The sequence below is a fragment of the Terriglobales bacterium genome, from assembly GCA_035543055.1.
Taxonomy (GTDB): Bacteria; Acidobacteriota; Terriglobia; order Terriglobales; family Acidobacteriaceae; genus JAIQFD01.
This window is the reverse complement of the sequence record DATKKJ010000186.1, coordinates 24095-42263: the sequence shown is the minus strand read 5'-3', so window position 1 is coordinate 42263 and position 18169 is coordinate 24095. Positions and strand designations below refer to the sequence as shown.

General features: G+C 65.0%; 16 protein-coding genes. 4 read left to right on the top strand and 12 right to left on the bottom strand.

The window, feature by feature from the left end; genetic code table 11:
• Positions 1 to 41: 41 nt before the first annotated feature.
• The 4 genes from VMS96_12450 to rpe form a co-directional block, all read right to left on the bottom strand.
• Positions 42 to 2762, bottom strand: coding sequence for a valine--tRNA ligase (locus VMS96_12450; GenBank protein ID HVP44236.1), 2721 nt, complete (start codon positions 2760 to 2762; stop codon positions 42 to 44).
• Positions 2763 to 2896: 134 nt separating this feature from the next.
• Entirely contained in the window at positions 2897 to 4486 is a 1590-nt protein-coding gene (locus tag VMS96_12445; protein ID HVP44235.1) for a response regulator, read from the bottom strand.
• A 139-nt stretch (positions 4487 to 4625) separates the two neighbouring features.
• The gene (gene bamD / locus VMS96_12440) at positions 4626 to 6011 is read right to left on the bottom strand and encodes an outer membrane protein assembly factor BamD (protein HVP44234.1); all 1386 of its coding nucleotides are present in this window, start codon (positions 6009 to 6011) and stop codon (positions 4626 to 4628) included.
• Between the two features lie 21 nt (positions 6012 to 6032).
• Positions 6033 to 6707, bottom strand: a complete 675-nt coding sequence (gene rpe / locus VMS96_12435; protein HVP44233.1) for a ribulose-phosphate 3-epimerase — start codon at positions 6705 to 6707, stop codon at positions 6033 to 6035.
• A gap of 227 nt (positions 6708 to 6934) precedes the next feature.
• Between rpe and VMS96_12430 the strand changes: the two genes are divergently transcribed.
• The 4 genes from VMS96_12430 (at position 6935) to VMS96_12415 (ending at position 11514) form a co-directional block, all read left to right on the top strand.
• The gene (locus tag VMS96_12430) at positions 6935 to 8743 is read left to right on the top strand and encodes a protein kinase (GenBank protein HVP44232.1); all 1809 of its coding nucleotides are present in this window, start codon (positions 6935 to 6937) and stop codon (positions 8741 to 8743) included.
• A gap of 9 nt (positions 8744 to 8752) precedes the next feature.
• A complete protein-coding gene (locus VMS96_12425; GenBank protein ID HVP44231.1) occupies positions 8753 to 9550 on the top strand; it encodes an ATP-binding cassette domain-containing protein in 798 nt (265 codons plus the stop codon).
• 106 nt (positions 9551 to 9656) lie between these two features.
• Positions 9657 to 10400, top strand: a complete 744-nt coding sequence (locus VMS96_12420) for a YIP1 family protein (GenBank protein ID HVP44230.1) — start codon at positions 9657 to 9659, stop codon at positions 10398 to 10400.
• Between the two features lie 94 nt (positions 10401 to 10494).
• Positions 10495 to 11514, top strand: coding sequence for a radical SAM protein (locus VMS96_12415; GenBank protein HVP44229.1), 1020 nt, complete (start codon positions 10495 to 10497; stop codon positions 11512 to 11514).
• Positions 11515 to 11520: 6 nt separating this feature from the next.
• Here the strand turns inward: VMS96_12415 and VMS96_12410 are convergent, their stop codons facing one another.
• The 8 genes from VMS96_12410 to VMS96_12375 all read right to left on the bottom strand — a co-directional run bounded on the left by VMS96_12410 (position 11521) and on the right by VMS96_12375 (position 18141).
• Entirely contained in the window at positions 11521 to 11928 is a 408-nt protein-coding gene (locus VMS96_12410) for an OsmC family protein (protein ID HVP44228.1), read from the bottom strand.
• A gap of 37 nt (positions 11929 to 11965) precedes the next feature.
• A complete protein-coding gene (locus tag VMS96_12405) occupies positions 11966 to 12565 on the bottom strand; it encodes a sigma-70 family RNA polymerase sigma factor (protein HVP44227.1) in 600 nt (199 codons plus the stop codon).
• Positions 12553 to 13098, bottom strand: a complete 546-nt coding sequence (locus VMS96_12400; protein ID HVP44226.1) for a rhodanese-like domain-containing protein — start codon at positions 13096 to 13098, stop codon at positions 12553 to 12555. Before VMS96_12400 ends, VMS96_12405 begins: the two co-directional genes overlap by 13 nt.
• Before the next feature lie 79 nt (positions 13099 to 13177).
• On the bottom strand, positions 13178 to 13906 hold the full coding sequence (locus VMS96_12395) for an amino acid racemase (GenBank protein ID HVP44225.1): 729 nt from the start codon (positions 13904 to 13906) through the stop codon (positions 13178 to 13180).
• A complete protein-coding gene (locus VMS96_12390; protein ID HVP44224.1) occupies positions 13906 to 15360 on the bottom strand; it encodes an amidohydrolase family protein in 1455 nt (484 codons plus the stop codon). The genes VMS96_12395 and VMS96_12390 overlap by 1 nt, the downstream gene beginning before the upstream one ends.
• On the bottom strand, positions 15357 to 16391 hold the full coding sequence (gene add / locus VMS96_12385; protein HVP44223.1) for an adenosine deaminase: 1035 nt from the start codon (positions 16389 to 16391) through the stop codon (positions 15357 to 15359). Before add ends, VMS96_12390 begins: the two co-directional genes overlap by 4 nt.
• A 2-nt stretch (positions 16392 to 16393) precedes the next feature.
• Positions 16394 to 17842, bottom strand: coding sequence for an amino acid permease (locus tag VMS96_12380; GenBank protein HVP44222.1), 1449 nt, complete (start codon positions 17840 to 17842; stop codon positions 16394 to 16396).
• 143 nt (positions 17843 to 17985) lie between these two features.
• Positions 17986 to 18141 (bottom strand): hypothetical protein, encoded by a 156-nt coding sequence (locus VMS96_12375; GenBank protein HVP44221.1) that lies wholly within the window; start codon positions 18139 to 18141, stop codon positions 17986 to 17988.
• Between the last annotated feature and the right edge of the window lie 28 nt (positions 18142 to 18169).

Sequence of the window (18169 nt, the reverse complement as noted above, 5' to 3'; positions counted from 1 at the left end):
CCCGGGACTCAGTACCCAGCGGAAACACTCTATCAAACAAGCTACTTCGAGTAGCTCAGCACCTTTAAGGCGTCGCGAAGCTTGGTCGCCAGGACTTCCAGCTCCTCCTGGCGTTTGCGCATCCCGTCCACCACGTGGCTGGGGGCCTTGGCCAGGAACTGCTCGTTGGCCAACTGCTTCTGCAGGCGTCCCATCTCGGCTTCGATCCTGGCCGATTCTTTCTGCAGGCGCTCGCGCTCGGCGGCAATGTCGATCTTCTGCTCATACACCACCGAGACATCGAACCGGGCGGTGGAGCGAGCGCCGGCTTCCTTGGCCAGGTGGGTGGAGATGAAATCGATGCCCTCCACGTTGGCCAGTTTCTCGATGGCCTCCCGGTTGGCCTGGATGAGCGCGCGCACCTGAACGTCGCCGAAGACCTTGATGGGCACGCGCAGCCTGTTCTCGATCTTGAGCTCGGCGCGGATGTTGCGCACGCTGACGATCAGGTCCTGCAGGATGGCCATCTCGGTCTCGGCGGCGTCGTCCAGGCGGGCAGTGTCGGACTCGGGGTAGGCGGCGAGAGCGATGGAGCGCAGCGGTGGCTTGCCGTCGTACACCGCGTGCCATAGCTCCTCGGTGATGAAGGGCATGAAGGGCGCGAGCAGCCGCAGGGCGCCTTCGAAGATGGTCATCAGGCTGGCGAAGGCGGCGCCGGCGACCTCGCGGTCGGCGCTCGACAGCCGCAGCTTGACCATCTCGATGTACCAGTCGCAGAACTCTGCCCAGAAGAAGTCGTACACCTCGTGCGCCGCCTCGTGGAAGCGGTAGGTGAGCAGCGCGTCGTTGACCTCCTGCACGGTGCGGTGGAAGCGGGAGAAGATCCAGCGGTCTTCCAGCGCGGGGGCAGGCGGCGGCGTCTTGCCGGCGGCCTGGAACTGGCGCAGGGACCACACTCCGGCCTGCTCGGCGCGGTCCACGTTCAAGAAGATGAAGCGGGCGGCGTTCCAGATCTTGTTGGCGAAGGCGCGGTAACCTTCGGTGCGCTCCGGGGCGAAGGCGATGTCGGTTCCGGGGGATGCCATGGACGCCAGGGTGAAGCGCACGGCGTCGGTGCCGTACTTCTCGATGACCTCGATCGGGTCCATGACGTTGCCCTTGGTCTTCGACATCTTCTGGCGGTCGGCGTCGCGCACCAGGGCATGGATGTACACGTCGCGGAAGGGCACGCTGCCCTGGAGGTGGCCTTGCATGAACTGGCAGTTGAGCATGATCATACGCGCCACCCAGAAGAACAGGATGTCGAAGCCGGTGATGAGCAGCGAATTGGGATAGAAGGCGTCGAGGTCCGGCGTCTTGTCCGGCCAGCCGAGCGCCGACATAGGCAGAAGGCCGGAGGAGAACCAGGTGTCGAGGACGTCCGGGTCCTGCTCCAGGCGCGAGCCGCCGCACTTGCCGCATTTGCCGGGCGTGTCGCGCGCAACTACTACCTCGCGGCAGTCCTGGCAATGCCACGCCGGGATGCGGTGTCCCCACCACAGCTGTCGCGAGATGCACCAGTCGTGGATGTTGTGCATCCAGTTCAGGTACACGGTCTTGTAGTTCTCGGGGACGAAGCGGATCTGGGGCGGGTCGCCCTCGACCACTTCGATGGCTTTGTCCGCCAGCGGCTGGATCTTCACGAACCACTGCTCCGACAGCCGCGGCTCGACCACCGTCTTGCAGCGGTCGCACTTGCCCAGCGGCACGACGTAATCCTTGGTGCCGGCCAGCAGGCCCTGTTCCTGAAGGTCGTGGACGATGCGTTTGCGCGCTTCCATGCGGTCCAGCCCGGCATAGCGGCCGGCGTTCTCGTTCATGTGCGCGGTCTCGTCCATGACCGTGATCTGCGGCAGGTTGTGGCGCAGGCCGGCTTCGAAGTCGTTGGGGTCGTGCGCCGGCGTGACCTTCACCGCGCCGGTGCCGAACTCGGGCTTGGCCAACTCGTCGGTGATGATGGGGATCTGCCGGTCCATCAGCGGCAGGCGCACGGTCTTGCCGTGCAGGTGGGTGTAGCGCGTATCCTTGGCGTTCACCGCGACCGCGGTGTCGCCGAGCATGGTCTCCGGCCGCGTGGTGGCAACCACGATGAACTCGTTCGTGCCCTCGACCGGATAGCGGATCTCGTAGAGCTTGCCCTGCGTCTCCTCGTGCACCACCTCGAGGTCGCTGATCGCGGTCATGCAGCGCGGGCACCAGTTGACGATGTACTTGCCGCGATAGATCAGCCCCTGCTCATAGAGGCGGACAAAGGCCTCGCGGACGGCGCGGGTCAGACGCTCGTCCATGGTGAAGTACTCGCGGCCCCAGTCCACCGAGGTGCCGAGGCGCTTCATCTGGCCGAGAATGGCGCCGCCGTAGTGTTCCCGCCACTGCCAGACGCGCTCGATGAACTGGTCGCGCCCCAGGTCGCGGCGCTTCACTCCCTCGCTGGCGAGCTGCCGTTCGACCAGCATCTGGGTGGCGATGCCGGCGTGGTCGGTCCCCGGCAGCCACATCGCCTTGCAGCCGCGCATGCGGTGCCAGCGCACGGTGATGTCGCTCTCCGTGTGCTCCAGCATGTGACCCATGTGCAGGAAGCCGGTCACGTTGGGGGGCGGGAGCAGCAGGGTGAAGACCCGCTCGTCACGGCCGGAGATCACATCCTCGGTCGAGGCGTGGAAGAGCTTCTCCCGGACCCAGAACTCCGCCCAGCGGGCCTCGATGGCTCCGGGATCGTACGCTTTGGGCAAGTCGTGGGGCATTCAGAGGATTCCTGCTGGTTTAGGACAATCTTCGATATTACCAAACCAGCCTCGAAGCATGAGAGGTGAGCTACGAGCCAAAATCACAAGGGGCGCGCATGCGCGCCCCTGATGGCCGAAATTGATGGGAATCGCTATCTCCGCAGCCTGTCCTCGAGCTCCCTGGCGATCTCGGCGGCCAGATCCGGCTTCATACGCTCGACCACCCGGTGCACGATGTCGGCGATCAGTGTGGGGTCGATCTTCTGGGTAGCTTCCGGTGCGGGTGTGACCGCCGCCACCACCTGCGGCTCCACCGAGGCCCCGACGGCGGCCGCCATGGCGGCGGCCAGAGCGTGGTCGGGCACGTTCTCGGCGACCGGCTCGGGCGCCGGCGCCGGTGGCGATACCGGCACCGCCTCGGCCGCAGCTTCCGCATGGGGAGTGGTGTCGACCGGAAGACTCTCGACCGCCCTCTGCATCTGGGCGAGGAAGGAGGCAGTTTCCATGCCCACTCCGGGACGCTCCTCAGCGGGCAGTTCCGGCGCGACGGCCGGCGGCGGCTCAGGGGCTGGCGCCGGAGCCTCGATGGTGGTGGTTGGCGCCTCCTCGTAACCGGCCATGGCGGCAGCCACCCGGGCCTCGAAGTCAGCGTCGGCGGAAGGCTCGGCGGCCGCCGGAGCCTCGGCGACAGGCGCCTGGCTATCGGCATAGAGGCCGGGCATGTCGGCGGCGACGCCGACCGGGATGGGCTCGGCCCCTTCGACCCCGAACTTGGTCGCGAACTTGGAGAGCTCTTCGGCGTCGGTCACCAGTCCGGGATCACGCCCCAATGGAGCGCTAATCTGTTCCTGGCGGACCGTGGGCTCGAAGCCGGGTGCGGGCGCGTGGTCGACCTCGTGCTCCACGCGATGCGAGGTGAACTCGACCGCGTGCTCGGCAGCCGGCGCAGCCGGAGGCGGCTCCTCCGCCAACGCAGGAGCGGCGGCAGCGCCAGCGGCGGCTTGCAGCGGGGCTGGCATCTCGGCCGTAGTGCGGGCCGCAGGTTCGGCAAAGACTTCGGGGGGTGGAGTGATGGGCGCGGTGGGGCGCAGATCCGGAGGAACGACCGGTTCGGTGGTGCGCGCGGTCGAAGGAGCCGAGATGGGCTGGGTCTCGGCCATCGAGGCCGGGACGGGCGCCGCTTCCTCGAAGGACTCCATGCCGAAAGCGGGCGCGGCTGCCATTTCGTGCGGGACCGCGATGGCTGCGGCCTCGGGAGCTTCCGCCTCAGTCTCTGGTGAAGACACCTTCCACTCCTCGTACGAGGCGTCCTGGAACTCTTCCACCGGGAGTTTGACCGTAGTGTCTTGGGCAGCAGGTACGGCCGCGGCGGCCAGCTTTTCCTCGAGCTTCTTGAGGGCGGCGAGCAGGTCGGAAGCTTCGAAGGGCTTGACCACCAGGCCATCGGCGCCGGCGCGGGTGCCCTCTTCGGGTTTGAATGGCTCCATCTTGCCGACCGTCAGCAGCACCGGCATGTGGGCGGTCTCTTGCGCCTTCTTGACACGCTCACAGACCTCGACGCCGGTATAGCCGGGCATGAACACATCGAGCACGGCGAGGTCGGGTTTGTGCTCGGCGATCTTCTTCACCGCCTGGGCGCCATTGCTGACCGCAACAACCTCGTATCCAGCTTCGGTGAGGATCTTCTTGCCCATGTTCTGGGCAGTCATGCTGTCATCGGCGAGTAGGACCTTTAGAGCCACGGGGATTCCTTGACCGGGGGGCGGTGCGGAGAAAACTTACTGTTAATGGATGGGCAAAGTCAATCAAAACTCCGGCCTGGAGAGCGCCTAAACCCGCCATGGAACTGCGCGGGCGGAGCCGGTTTCCGCCCGCCGGCATTCAGAACGGGATGAGCTTGCGCAGGCCTTTCTTGCCCTTCTTCTTGCTTGAGGACTCGGTCTTGCCGCTTTCTTTCGAATCCTTGGAGCTGTCGGACTTGGAGCTGTCGGCGGCGGCCGAATCGCTCGCGCCCGTAGTCGCGGAGTCCTTGCCGCTGGCTGCATCATTGACCTGGCTTGGCGCAGGCGCAGCCTGGTTCAATTGCGGCGGGGCTGGAAGCGGAGGCTCCGCGACATTGCCGGCATCGGAGCGAGGCGCAGGCTGATTGGGGCCGGGGGTGGCCGTCGAATCGGTGCTCACCGAAAGGTCGTGCGACGAGGCGTTCCCGTGACTGCCCGAGAAGAGAGCGGTGATGTCGCGATTGACTTCGGGAGCGCCGGTCTGCTTGGGCTCCACCAGAGTGGGCTCGCCCACCTTGGCGGCCTGCGAGACATCGGGCTGGCGATGGAGGTTCATCATCAGCCGTCCGAAGCGCCCCAGTTGCTGCCGGCTTTCTTCCTCCGCCTTGTTCTGCGCGATGGCGGCCTCCGTGGGCGTGGGCACCGTCAGGTGGAGGGCTTCCAGGCGTTTCCTGGCGTCCTGCGCGCGGGGCGTCACCGGATAACGGGTGATGATGCGGGAGTACGCATCCTGGGCTTTCTTCTCGAAATCCTGGATCACGGCGCCTTTCGCCGCCTCGGGCGCCTTCAGATTGCTGCGCGCGGCGTTGGCCTCCTGTTCGTAGATCTGCCCCAGGATGTACAACGCTTCTTCGGCCCCGCTATAGAGCGGGTAGGCATCACTCAGGGATTTCAAGCGGGCGATGGCTGCGGAGTAGTTGGGCCGCAGGTAGTAAAAGCGGCCGATGCGAAACTCACGCTCGGCCAGCACTTCCTGCACTTCCATAAGACGCTGCTTGGCTTCGGGCACGAGCTTGCTGTCGGGAAACTGCAGCAGGAGCTGCTTGTACTCCTCTTCCGCGCGCTTGGCGTGGGTGAAGTCGCGGTCCGCCTTCTCCATCTGCCGGTAATGGATGTTGGCGACCTTGAGTTGGGCCTCGGCCGCCTCTGGCATGTTGGGGAAGAAGGTGATGAAGTCCTTGTATTCGATCTCGGCCTGGGCAAAGCCGGCGGCGCCGCCTTCGTCGTACCAGCTATCGCCGATGGCCAGCTTGGCCCGGGCGACGTATTCCGAATCGGGGTAGGTGTTGATCATCGTTTGCAGGGTCATGCGGGCCACGTCGTGCTTGTGCTGGGCCAGGGCCTGCATGGCGCGGTCGAACAGCACCTTGTCGGGCTGCTTGGAATCGACGTTGGCGATCGGGTTCTGGACTTTGCCCTTGTGACACCCAACCAAAACGATGGCCAACAGGAGCACGGGGACGGTGAGAAGAAGACGTTTCTGCATGACCTACCTACCTCAATGTCTCTAGACCCGCTGGAGAGTGGCCTCGGCAGCCGCTTTCAGCAGCCGCCGGACATTCTCGGCGGCATCCCCCTTGCCGAAAACGGCGTTGCCGGCCACCAGGATCTCGGCTCCGGCGCGTACCGCGTCGCCGATCGTATCCAGCCCGATGCCGCCATCCACCTCGATGCGGAAACCGGCCCCGCGGGCGTTGCGCATGCTGACCAGCTTGCGAATCTTCTCCAGCGAGCCGGGAATGAACTTCTGTCCTCCAAAACCGGGGTTCACCGACATCACCAGGACAAAGTCCACCATCTCCAGGACTTCCTCCAGGGTCTCGACCGGGGTAGCCGGGTTCACTACCACTCCAGCGCGGGCCCCGCGCCCGCGGATCGATTCCAGGGTGCGGTGCAGGTGGCGACAGGTTTCCTGGTGCACCGAGATCCAATCCGCACCCGCTTCCAGGAACGCCGGGATGTACTGGTCGGGGTTCTCAATCATCAGGTGGACGTCCAGCGGCGCCTCCACCACCTTGCGCAGGGCAGCCACCACCGGGGGCCCGATGGTGATGTTGGGCACGAAATGACCGTCCATTACATCGACGTGCAACAAGGTAGCGCCCCCCTGCAGGGCGGCGCGGGCTTCCTCCGCCAGGCGGGCAAAATCGGCCGAAAGGATCGAAGGCGCTAGCTCAATCAATAGGAGCGTCTCGCAAAGGGAATGCGCATATTGTAACAGCAGCACGAACAAGAAGTACTCACTCCCACGCGGGCAACAGAAAAGGCTTCTCGTCTATTCCACCCTGGATCCGTGCAGGCGGTGTTTCTTCTTCTGTGGCCCATCCTAGGTAACCCGGCGACGACTTTTTGCCCCCTGCCGGGTTGTTTTCCGCGATAAGATTCGGCCACTCCGGAACAGCTTCCGCCATGAAATATTGCGAGACCTGCAACGCGACCTATCCCACCGGCTTTAACACCTGCCCCAAGGACCAGACCGTGCTGCGGGTCGTCTCGGAACTCATGCCGGGGCTGATCATCCGCGACAAGTACCAGATCGTGGACAAGATCGGTTCTGGCGGGATGGCGACGGTTTATCGGGTGAAGCATCTCGCCTTCAACGAGGAACGCGCCATCAAGGTCGTCAGCAGCAAGCTGATGGACGATTCCAACTTCATCAAGCGCTTCCGCACCGAAGCCATCGTCACCCGCAAGCTGCAGCACCCGAATGCCGTGCGGGTGGACGACCTCGATACTACCGAAGACGGCCGGCTGTTCATGGTCATGGAGTACGTGAAGGGGCGGGACCTGCGGAACATGATCCAGCACAGCGGGCCGCTGCCGGTGGAGCGCGCGCTGCACATCACCCGCCAGGTCTCGTCGGCGCTGGCCTGCGCCCACCAGTTGGGCATCACCCACCGCGACATCAAGCCCGACAACATCCTGCTGGTGGCGCAGCCCTCCGGCGAGGACCTGGTGAAGGTGCTGGATTTCGGCATCGCCAAAGTGCGTGAAGGCGCCATGGATGTGGGCGGCGGTTACACCGCTACCCAGACCGGCATGGTCGTGGGCACCCCGCAGTACATCTCGCCGGAGCAGGCCATGGGCCGCAGCGGCGACCAGATCGATGGCCGCGCCGATCTCTACTCGCTGGGCGTAGTGGTCTACGAGATGCTGACCGCCAGGCAGCCGTTCGAGTCCGACACCGCGATGGGGCTGCTGCTGCACCACCTGCAGACCACGCCCACACCACCGCACCTGATGTGCCCCCACTTGAATATCCCCCCGGCGTTCTCCATGGTGCTGATGAAGGCGCTGGAAAAAGATCCCGCCAAGCGCTTCCAGACCGCCGACGAAATGCTGGAGGCACTGGCCGCAGCCGGGAAGCAGGCCACATCCGAAACCGGCATCGCCACCAGAATCATCACGCCCACCGTGATGGCCAAAGCGGCGACGCCGGTCCCGGGTACGATGGTGGGCACTCCGGTCAGTGCCAGCGAAGCCCCCACGTACCCGCCAACGGCCATGTCGCCCGGACCTGCGGCGACGCCGGTTGCCGCTGCCGCCAAGGCGGCTCCGGCTGCCATGGACAAGACGGTGGCCATCTCGCCTCCGCGGAAGGCCCCTGCTCCCATCGCCAAGCCCCCGGCCAAACCTGCGCCGACACCCGCCAGCGGACGGCGCTGGCTGATCCCGGCGCTGGTTGCTGTCCTGGTGTTGGGCGTCCTTGGGATGGTGGTGCGGCAGCAGAGAAAGGCAGCCGCTCAGACTCCCGCACCCCCGGTCGTTCAGCCCGCGAGTGTGCCCGTTGAAACCGTGAAACAACCGGCCTCCGAACCAGTGGTGCAGCCTGCGTCCATTCCGGTGAAAGAAAAGACAGTCTCGAAGCCGGAGACGGCTACACCCTCGCCGAAGAGAAAGAAAGTCGCAGAGCAGCCCAAGGAGCAAGCCGCCCAGCCTCAACCCGAGACGACTAACCTGGAGATGCATCCTGCGGCGATGAGTCCTGACGTCAAGCGGCTACTGCAAATAGGCAAGCAGCAGTACGACAACGGCAAGTACGGCGCGGCCATGGCCAGCTTCCGCGCGGCGCTGGAGTTGGACCCTAACAATCAGTGGGCGCAGAAGGGCATCGAGGCCTGCAAGGCCGCCCGGCAACGTCAATCCGAACAGGTGCTGCAGCAGGGCCAGCCCCAGGGAAACCTGCCCCGTTGGCGGCGCAAACAGCCGAACCCATAACGACCCGACATGCACCTGGTCGAAGTGCGCAACCTCGTGAAGGTCTACCCCGCGGGCGAGACCATGTTCGGCGGCCACGGCAGGCCCGGGGTGCGCGCGGTGGACGACGTCTCGCTCGACATCAAAGCCGGAGAGACGCTCGGCCTCGTGGGGGAGTCCGGTTGCGGCAAGAGCACGCTGGGGCGGCTGATCTTGCGCCTGATCAAGGCGACCTCGGGCTCGGTCGTCTTCGACGGCCGGAACGTCACCGCAGCGTCGGCCGACGAGTTGCGGGCGCTCCGCCGTCAGATGCAGATCATCTTCCAGGACCCGTTCGGCTCGCTCGACCCCCGGATGAACGTCGAGAGCATCGTCACCGAACCGATCCTGATCCACCAAGGTCTGTCGCATTCGCTGCGGCGCAGCCGCGCCGGCGAACTGCTGCGGGCGGTCGGGCTGGACGGATCGGCGCTGGGCCGCTACCCGCATGAATTCTCCGGGGGGCAGCGGCAGCGCATCGGCATCGCCCGGGCGCTGGCGGTGCGGCCCCGGTTCATCGTGGCCGATGAGCCGGTCTCGGCACTCGACGTCAGCGTGGGAGCCCAGATCGTCAATCTGATGAAGCGTCTGCAGAAGGAGTTCGGGCTCACCTACCTCTTCATCTCCCACTCCATGCCGCTGGTGCGCTACATCTCAGACCGCATCGCGGTGATGAGCCAGGGAAAGATCGTGGAGGTCGGTGCGGCTGAGCAGATCACCGCTCTGCCCCAGCACTCCTATACGAGAACCTTGCTGGACTCCGTGCCCGAGGTCGAAGTCGCGACTTGACTGCGGGCTCGACTGGCGGCCGCCGACTGGCCGACTCATCGCCGGTGTGCTATACGTATGCGGCGCGAAATCCATAGCAAAGGCACACATGAGCACTCCCGGAAGCATGCCTGTCGTCCCGTCCGAGCAGAATCCTCCACTGCCGGAGATCAAGCGCCTGGTGAACGTGATCAGCGACCCTTCCGCGACCTTCGGGGACCTGCCGCGCGCCTCGCGCTGGTGGTCGCCGTGGCTGGTGGTGTCGGCGGCCAGCCTGATCTTCGTAGTCCTGCTCGGGCAGCGCGTGGGCTTCGAGCAGATCAGCGCCAACCAGATCGCCATATCGAGCCGGGCGGAGCAGTTCGACAAACTGCCGGCCGACCAGCGGCAGCAGGCACTGGCGCGCTCGGCCGTGATCGTGCGGGTAGTGTCCTATGCCTCCCCCATCACGCTGCTGATCGTATACGCCATCACCGCCGGGATCCTGCTGGGAGTGTTCAATGCGGGGATGGGAGCGCAACTCAAGTTCCCGACCATGCTGGCGATCGTGAGCTACTCCAGCCTGGTGCACCTGATCGGGACGGTGCTGGCCATCGTCCTGCTGGTGGCGCCCGGGCTGGAACCCGACAAGTACAACGTCGCCAATCCCTCGGGCACCAACATCGCCTATTACCTGGATCCAGCGACCACCAACAAGTTTCTTTACGCGCTGCTTTCCGGCGTGGACGCCATTGTGATCTGGAGCATCGTACTGATGGGGATCGGGGTGGCGACGGTCAGCAAGGTCAAGCGGCCCACTGCCATCGTGACCATCGCCGCGCTCTACCTGGGCTGGAAGCTGCTTACGGGGGCGATGGCCGCAGCCTTTTAGGGCCGCAGGGAGCAGTTCGGACCCGGAATATCGCCGTTCCCTACGGCCAGGTTCCTGAATCGGCCAGAGGGGGAGTGTAATCAATCACTTAGACATGCCGACGGCAGGGGTGCTTCTGCGCCGCAAAGCCCGGGCTATCCGCACCCGGGGGCGCGAACTGAAAATGATCGCTAAGGCGCTGTGGTCCACCGACCACCCAGTGCTGGCCCACGTCATCCCCGTGCGCCGGTGCAATCTCGCCTGCGCCTACTGCAACGAGTACGACGACTTCTCCAAGCCCGTCCCGCTGGAGACTGTCCACGAGCGGCTGGATCGGCTGGCGGCGCTGGGGACGACCATCATCACCATCTCCGGCGGTGAGCCCCTGCTGCATCCCGACCTCGACGCCATCATCGGCCATGTCCGCCGGCGCGGCATGATTGCCGGGCTCATCACCAACGGCTACCTGCTCACCCGCGAGCGCATCGAGCGGCTGAATCGCGCCGGGCTGGAGCACCTGCAGATCTCCATCGACAATGTGCAGCCCGACGACATCTCCAAGAAGAGCCTGAAGGTACTCGACAAGAAGCTGCAACTGCTGGCGGAACATGCCGAGTTCCACGTGAACATCAATTCGGTGGTGGGTGGCGGCATCCGTAATCCGCAGGACGCCCTGACCATCGGACGCCGGGCGCTGGAGCTGGGCTTTACCTCCACCGTCGGCATCATCCACAACGGCGACGGCCAGTTGCTGCCCCTGGGCGAGGAAGAGCGCACGGTCTACAGCCAGATGCGCGCCATGGAGAAGGCCAGCTACGCCCGCATCAACTACTTCCAGGACAACATCGCGCACGGGCGGCCGAACAACTGGCGCTGCCGCTCCGGCGCCCGCTACCTCTACATCTGCGAGAACGGCCTGGTGCATTACTGCTCGCAGCAGCGCGGCTACCCGGCCAAGCCGCTCGCACAGTACACGGTCGAAGACATCCGGCGCGAATACCTGACCGAAAAGTCGTGCGCGCCGCACTGCACGGTATCGTGCGTGCACCAGGTGTCGTATCTGGATTCTTGGCGCGGCCCGCAGAGCCGCCCCGCCTCCCAGCCTCAGGGCGGCCTGGTGCAGATCGGCGACTAGCGCCCGCTAGCGCGCCAGGGCAGGCGCATGCACATCGATCGTGATGGAAGGCGGCTGGAGCAGCGTGTTGTGAATCAGGCAGTGGTGGACCGCGTCCTCCACGCCCTTGCGGTTGACTTCATCGATCTCCAGCGGCACTTCGACCTCTATACGAAAGTTGTCGAGTCGAGCCGGGCCAGGCAGCTTGTCCGCGGTGACCCGCACGCGGGTACCTTCGGCGGCCAGATTGCGCTTCTTCAGATACTGTGCCGCGTAGAAACCGGCGCACGAGCCCAGGGCTGCGAGGAACAACTCGGGCGGGGTCATGCCCTCGTCGAAGCCGCCGTTCTCCCGCGGCTGGTCACTCGCGATCTTGTGCTGCCGGGCGCGGATCTCAAACTGCACCGCACCAAGATGTTCGATCAAGACTTCCATGATGGCCTCCAACTTCAGAATGAATGATCACGACTAGTCACTGCTTTACCGATTCCAACTTCTTGGGACTCGCGCCACTGAGAGCCGAATCCAAATGCTCGCGCAGGAGCTTTCGGGCGCGATGCAGGCGCGACTTCATGGCCGCGGTGGAGATCTGCAGGCGCCGCGCCACCTGGTCGCCCGGCATTTCTTCGATCTCGCGCAGCCGGTACACCTCGGATTCTTTGGCCGGCAGATTTGCGATCGCCTGGTCGAGCAGACGCTTCATCTCGCGCATGGCTACCTGAGCTTCCGGCGGCGGCGCGGTGGAAGCGATCTGACGGCCTTCGTCTTCCATGCCGGAGAGCTGGAGCAGTGGTTGCAGAGATTCGCTTTGTTTCAGTTGCCAGCAGACACGGCGAGCGATCTGCGTCAGCCACGAACGGAACGCCGCCGACGCCCGCAATTGGTCCAGGTGACGGTAGGCCTTGAGCAGGGCCTCGATGAGCACATCCTCCGCATCCTCGCGGTTCCCGCAGACGCGGATCATATGCCGGTACACGGCGTCCTTGTGCTGGTTGGTAAGCGCCTCGAAATTCACCAGGACATTGTGACACCCGCCGCAAGCGGATGCTGTGACTTCCGCTACATCGAGCATGAGGCCACCACCTTCGGTCGCCCGCTCACGGATGCGCGATTCCAGGGCATACGAGTGAGCACAGATGCCATCAGGCAGATATCGGTGAGGCCGGCGAACGTGAGTCCCAACCCGACGATGCCGGAGAGCAGCAGGCAGCGCGGGTCCACCAGCAGCGCCAAGACAGCGCCCGTAAGCACCAGCAGGCCGGCAATGAGGCGGACCTGGCGCTCCAGCGCCCAGCGCATCTTGACGCTGCGCACCAGGGGCAGCCCGGCGTCAGACCAGGCGCTGGTGCCGCCCTCGAGCACGGTCGAGCGGCGACAGCCGTTCAGCAAGGTGGCGGCCATTGCCGCGCGGGTCCCGCGCTGGCAGACAAGGACGAGCAGCGCGTCGGCAGCAAGGTCGCCGAGCCGCGACTCGAGCTGGTCGAGCGGGATGTTGACCGCGCCGGGGATGTGTCCGGCGCAAAATTCCGGCGCGGAGCGCACATCCACGATCTGGGGGCGTGACCCGCCGGCACATAGCTTTTGTAAGTCAGAGACAGTGGCCATTCTTCAGAGCTCCTACAAGGGAGGAGCTGCAGGTTTGGGAAAAGGATTCGCCGAAAACGAACGTTTTTCGTGTCCGAGACTACCTGGGGCTGGCGGCCATCCTGGGGACGATAGCTCGTCGGAGGGCGGCGCGGGCCAGCAGGCGGGTGGAGTCGAGGGTGGGCAGGGGCGAGTTAGCGTCGTTGACCAGCAGGGGGATCTCGGTGCAGCCCAGCACCACCGCATCGCAATCCTCGTGCTTCATGCGCTCGATCACCTGCTGAAAGTACTCGAGCGACTTGGTGGTGAAGATGGCGTGCACCAGCTCATCGAAGATGATGTCGTTGATCTTCTCGCGCTCCGCGGCGTTGGGACGGACATAGCCGATGCCGGCGGCTTCCAGCCTCTCGGGATAGACGCCGCTCCGCACCAGGTACTTGGTCCCGGTCAAGCCGACGCGCTTGTATCCCCGCCGCCGGGCCTCGTTGGCCACCTCTTCGGCGATGTGCAGCCAGGGCAGCGGCGACTTGGGAGTGACCAGGCGCATCGCCTGGTGGATGGTGTTATCGGGACAGATCAGGAAGTCGGCGCCCGCCTTGTGTAACTTGTGCGCCGACGAGAGCATCAAGCCGGCGACGCCGTCCCAGTCGTCAACCTCGGCGAAGCGCATGTACTCCCCGAGGCAATGGGTATGCACGGAAACTTCTGGGTGATAGTGGCGGCCGAGTTCCTGCTGGGCTTCCTCGCAGATGGTGCGGTAGCAGAGCGCGGCCCCCTCGGCGCTGCATGCGACGATGCCGATGTGTTGCGTCATGGCCGGTCGGACCATCACTTCATCGCCCCGGCAGCCTGGGCCGCCGCCTCCGTTATCTTCGCAAGGTCCCGGCGGTCGTAAAAATGGCCGTTGTACACCACGGCGGAGACCTTGCGCACGTTGCGGATGTCTTCCAGCGGATTGCCGTCCAGGAAGACGATGTCGGCGAATCTACCCTGCGCGATGGCGCCGGTGTCGCGCTGGCGGCCCATCACGATGGCGGCTTCGATGGTGGCGCCGCGCAGGGCTGAAAGCGGGGACAGGCCGTTCTCCACCAGCAGCTCCAGCTCGTCGTGCAGCGCGGAGCCGGGAAAGGCGTAGGGGCCGCTGTCAGTGCCGGTCAGGAAGTGGACATAATCCCGGCGCATGGGCGCGAGCTGCTGGCGGGTCTTGCGGAAGAACGCCTTCCAGCCGGCGAGATTGGCCGGCGAGCGTTCTTTCAGGAAGTCCTCCCGCTGCTGCTTCCATCTGTCGCGCAGGAAAGCGGGGACGAACCTCATGCGGGCATCGCGGTCCCACTCACCGACGTCGGCGTACTCGAAGAAACGGAGCTGCACCAGGGTGGGCGTCTGCCAGTTGCGATTGGAGAGAAGGCGCTGGAAGAGGTCGTCGGCGCGCGCCGGACTGTAGGTCCTGAGGATGCGTTCCCGCTGGGCCTGGCCGAAGGCGCTGGCCTGGGCCGGCGTGACCGTCCCCGCGCGGGCCGCGAATTCTGCGGCCGCCGCCATGATCGGCCGCTCCTCGGTGGAGCAGCCGCGCAGGATGTTCAGCATGTGCTCCATGCTCCGCTGCCCGGCCTGCGAAGCTTCGGCCGCGGTGACCGCGTCCGGCACATGACCGACGAAATTGAGCGCCTGCTTCTTGGCCTCGTCGGCCACCGCGAAATAGGCAGCGCGCGGCAGAAGGCTTTGGACCTTGATGAAGTCCACCCCTTGTTCTTTGAGCAGGCGCACCGCGGTGCGCGCATCCTCGGTAGTGGAAATGGCGAGGGAATCGGAATAGGCAGGCTGCGGACCATCGAGCATAGGACCGGCCAACACGATGCGCGGACCCAGCAGCTCGCCGGAAGCGATGCGCTCCCGCAGCGCCTTCAGCCGGGTGAGATTCCCGCCCATATCGCGAGCGCCGGTCACGCCGTTGGCGATCATCAACGGCATCAGCACCTTCTCGGTGTAGTCCGCGGGCACGTCCTGGACGAGGTGCATGTGCATGTTCCACAGGCCGGGGATCACGTAGCGATCGACACCGTTGACCACCTGCAGGTGCTCGCCGTGCTCCAGCATAGCGACCTTGGCCACCCACTGGATGTGGCTCCCGCGGATGTAGATGGTGACGTTGCGCTCCACGCTGCCGTCGGTGACGTCCACGATGTTGACGTTGGTGATGGCCAGGGCGCGGCTGTTCGGCTCGGCTGCCAGCGCGCAGGTACACAGCAGCAGGCAGGCCAGCAACTGGCGGAGGATCCTCATGAGTGCCGCACCGGCCGCTCGGCGAACGGCGGCAGGGCGTCGAGGCGGTCCAGATAGCTCAGCTTCTTCTCCGGCGCGAGGAAACTCGCCTCGAAGGAGTTGCGGGCGACTTCGCGCAGCTGCTCATCGGTGAAGCCGAAGGCCTCCTGCGCGATCTGGTATTCACGGCCGAGCGAAGTGCCGAACATCGCCGGGTCGTCGCTGTTGAGAGTGACCATGGCGCCGAGATCGAAATAGCGCTTAACCGGGTGGTCCTCGATGCGCGAGCAGGATGCGGTGCGGAGATTGCTGCTGATGCAAATCTCCAGCGGGACCTGGCGCTCGACGAGGGCGGCCATGAGTTCGCGGTCGCGTTCGGCGGTAAGGGCGTGGCCCAGGCGCTCGGCCTTGAGGTTGAGCGCTCCCCAGATGGATTCCGGCCCCGCGGTCTCGCCGGCGTGGCAGGTGAGATGGAGGCCGTGGTCGGCGGCATAGGCATACACGTCGCGGAACAATTCCGGCCCCGCGCGGCGCTCGTCGCCACCCAGGCCGATGCCCACCACGTTGCGCTCGCGGTAGCGGGCCGCCTGGTCCACCACCCGGCGGGCGCGGTCGGGCCCGAACTGCCGGACCGCATCGAAGAGCCAGAGTACGGAGACGCCGAAATCGCGCTCGCCGCGGCGGCGCCCGCGCTCCAGCGCCTCGAAGATGGGCGCGAAGTCCCGCTTGTACCAGAGCGCGACCCCGACCGATACATACACCTCGGCGTGCACCACGTTCTCGGCGTGCAGCCGCTCCATCAGGCGGTAGGTGATGAGCTCGTAGTCTTCCGGGTCCACCACCAGTTCACTCACCGTCTTGAAGGCCGCCAGGAAAGCGCCGAAATCCTGGTAGCGGTAGAGACGTTCGGCATCGTGCAGGGTGAATTCCGGATGGTCGTGGCGGCGGCTCAGTTCGACCAGCGTCTCGGGCTCGACCGAACCTTCGAGGTGAACGTGCAATTCCGCCTTGGGCAGCGCCAGGATGAAAGGACTTGGCTGCGCCGGGGCCATCGCTACCCCTGCCTGCCGGCGAACTCGCTGTGCCGGCGGCCATAGAGCGAATACACGACCAACCCGATGATCAGCCAGGTAAGGAACCGGATCCAATTCATGATTGGAAGCCCGGCCATCAGAAGCAGACAGGTGAGGATCGTCATCACCGGTGCCACCGGCCCACCGGGCGCGCGGAAGGAGCGCGGACGGTGGGGATCGCGGTAACGCAGGATCAGCACCCCGCCCGCCACCAGCGCGAACGCGAACAGGGTGCCGATGTTGGAAAGATCGGCGAACGTGCCGATATCGAACATGCCGGCAGGAATGCCGACCAGAAATCCCGCCACCCAGGTGGCGATGCTGGGAGTGCGAAACCGGGGATGGACATAGCCGAACATCTTCGGCAGCAGGCCGTCGCGCGACATGGCAAACCAAACCCGCGCCTGGCCCAGCTGGAAGACCAGCAGCGAGGAGATCATGCCCATCATCGCGCCCAGCAAGACCGCCAGCCGCACGCCATGCATCTTCAGCTTGCGCATGGTGTTCACGACCGGGGCAGCATCGTCGATCAATGTCTCCCATCGCACCATGCCGGTCAGGATCACCACGACCGCGATATAGAGCAGCGTACAGATGATGAGAGTCGCGATGATGCCGATGGGCAAGTCGCGTTGCGGGTTCTTGGCCTCCTCCGCTGCCGTCGAGACCGAATCGAAGCCGATATAGGTGAAGAATATGATCGAGCCGCCGGTGAGCACGCCGGCCCAGCCGTTGGGCAGGAATGGGTGCCAGTTCGCCGGCTTGACGTAATAGGAACCGGCGATGACAAAGGCCATGATGGCGGCGATCTTCAGCATCACCATGGCATTGTTCGCCTCCGCCGATTCACGGATACCGCGCACCAGCAGCACGGTCAGGATCATGACCACCAGGAACGCCGGAATGTTGAAACCGAAATGCCAGCCCGGTTTGTACAGCTCGTTCCCGGCGAAATCGGAGAGCCCGCTGGGCAAGTAAGCCGGGGAGATCCATCGCAGGGGCGGATGGATGCTGAACCAATCGAACAGATCGACCAGGTGGGCGGCGAAGCCGACGCTCACGGCCATGTTGCTGACGGCATATTCCAGGATCAGGTCCCAGCCGATGATCCAGGCGATCAGTTCGCCCATGGTGGCGTAGGTGTAGGTATAGGCGCTGCCGGCGATGGGGATCATCGACGCCAGCTCCGCGTAACACAGAGCTGTGAACGCACATGCCACCGCAACCAGCACGAAGGACAGCGCAATCCCCGGACCGGCTCCCGGCCTGCCGAAGGTCGCTGAATGGTGGACCAGGTAGTCCAGCAGGGGAGCGTTGAGGATCGAGGAGACTTCGAACTTCTGGCCGGCGATCGCGGTGCCGATCACGGTGAAGATGCCGGAGCCGATGACCGCGCCGATGCCGAGCGCGGTGAGGCTCCACGGGCCCAGCGTCTTTTTCAGCCGGTGCTCCGGCTCCTCCGACTCGGCGATCAGCTTGTCGATGGATTTGGTGGCGAGTAGTTGGCTAGCCAGACGGCGCTCCTGGTATTCGGGAGATGGGCGTCCCGCGCCCAGCTCCCGTGTCTCGTGCTCTAGGTCCGCTTCGACTGGCCGCGAGCCATCTTCTTGACCTTTCTCTTCTTCGATCCGCGGGCGTATTCACGCGGCTTTTTCGGCGCCTGCTTCTTGCGCGCCGCGCGCTTCGCCTTCTTACGTTCTTCCCTGCTCAGGTTCTTGGTATTTGCCATTCTTATCCTCAGCCTTTTCTGGAAACTA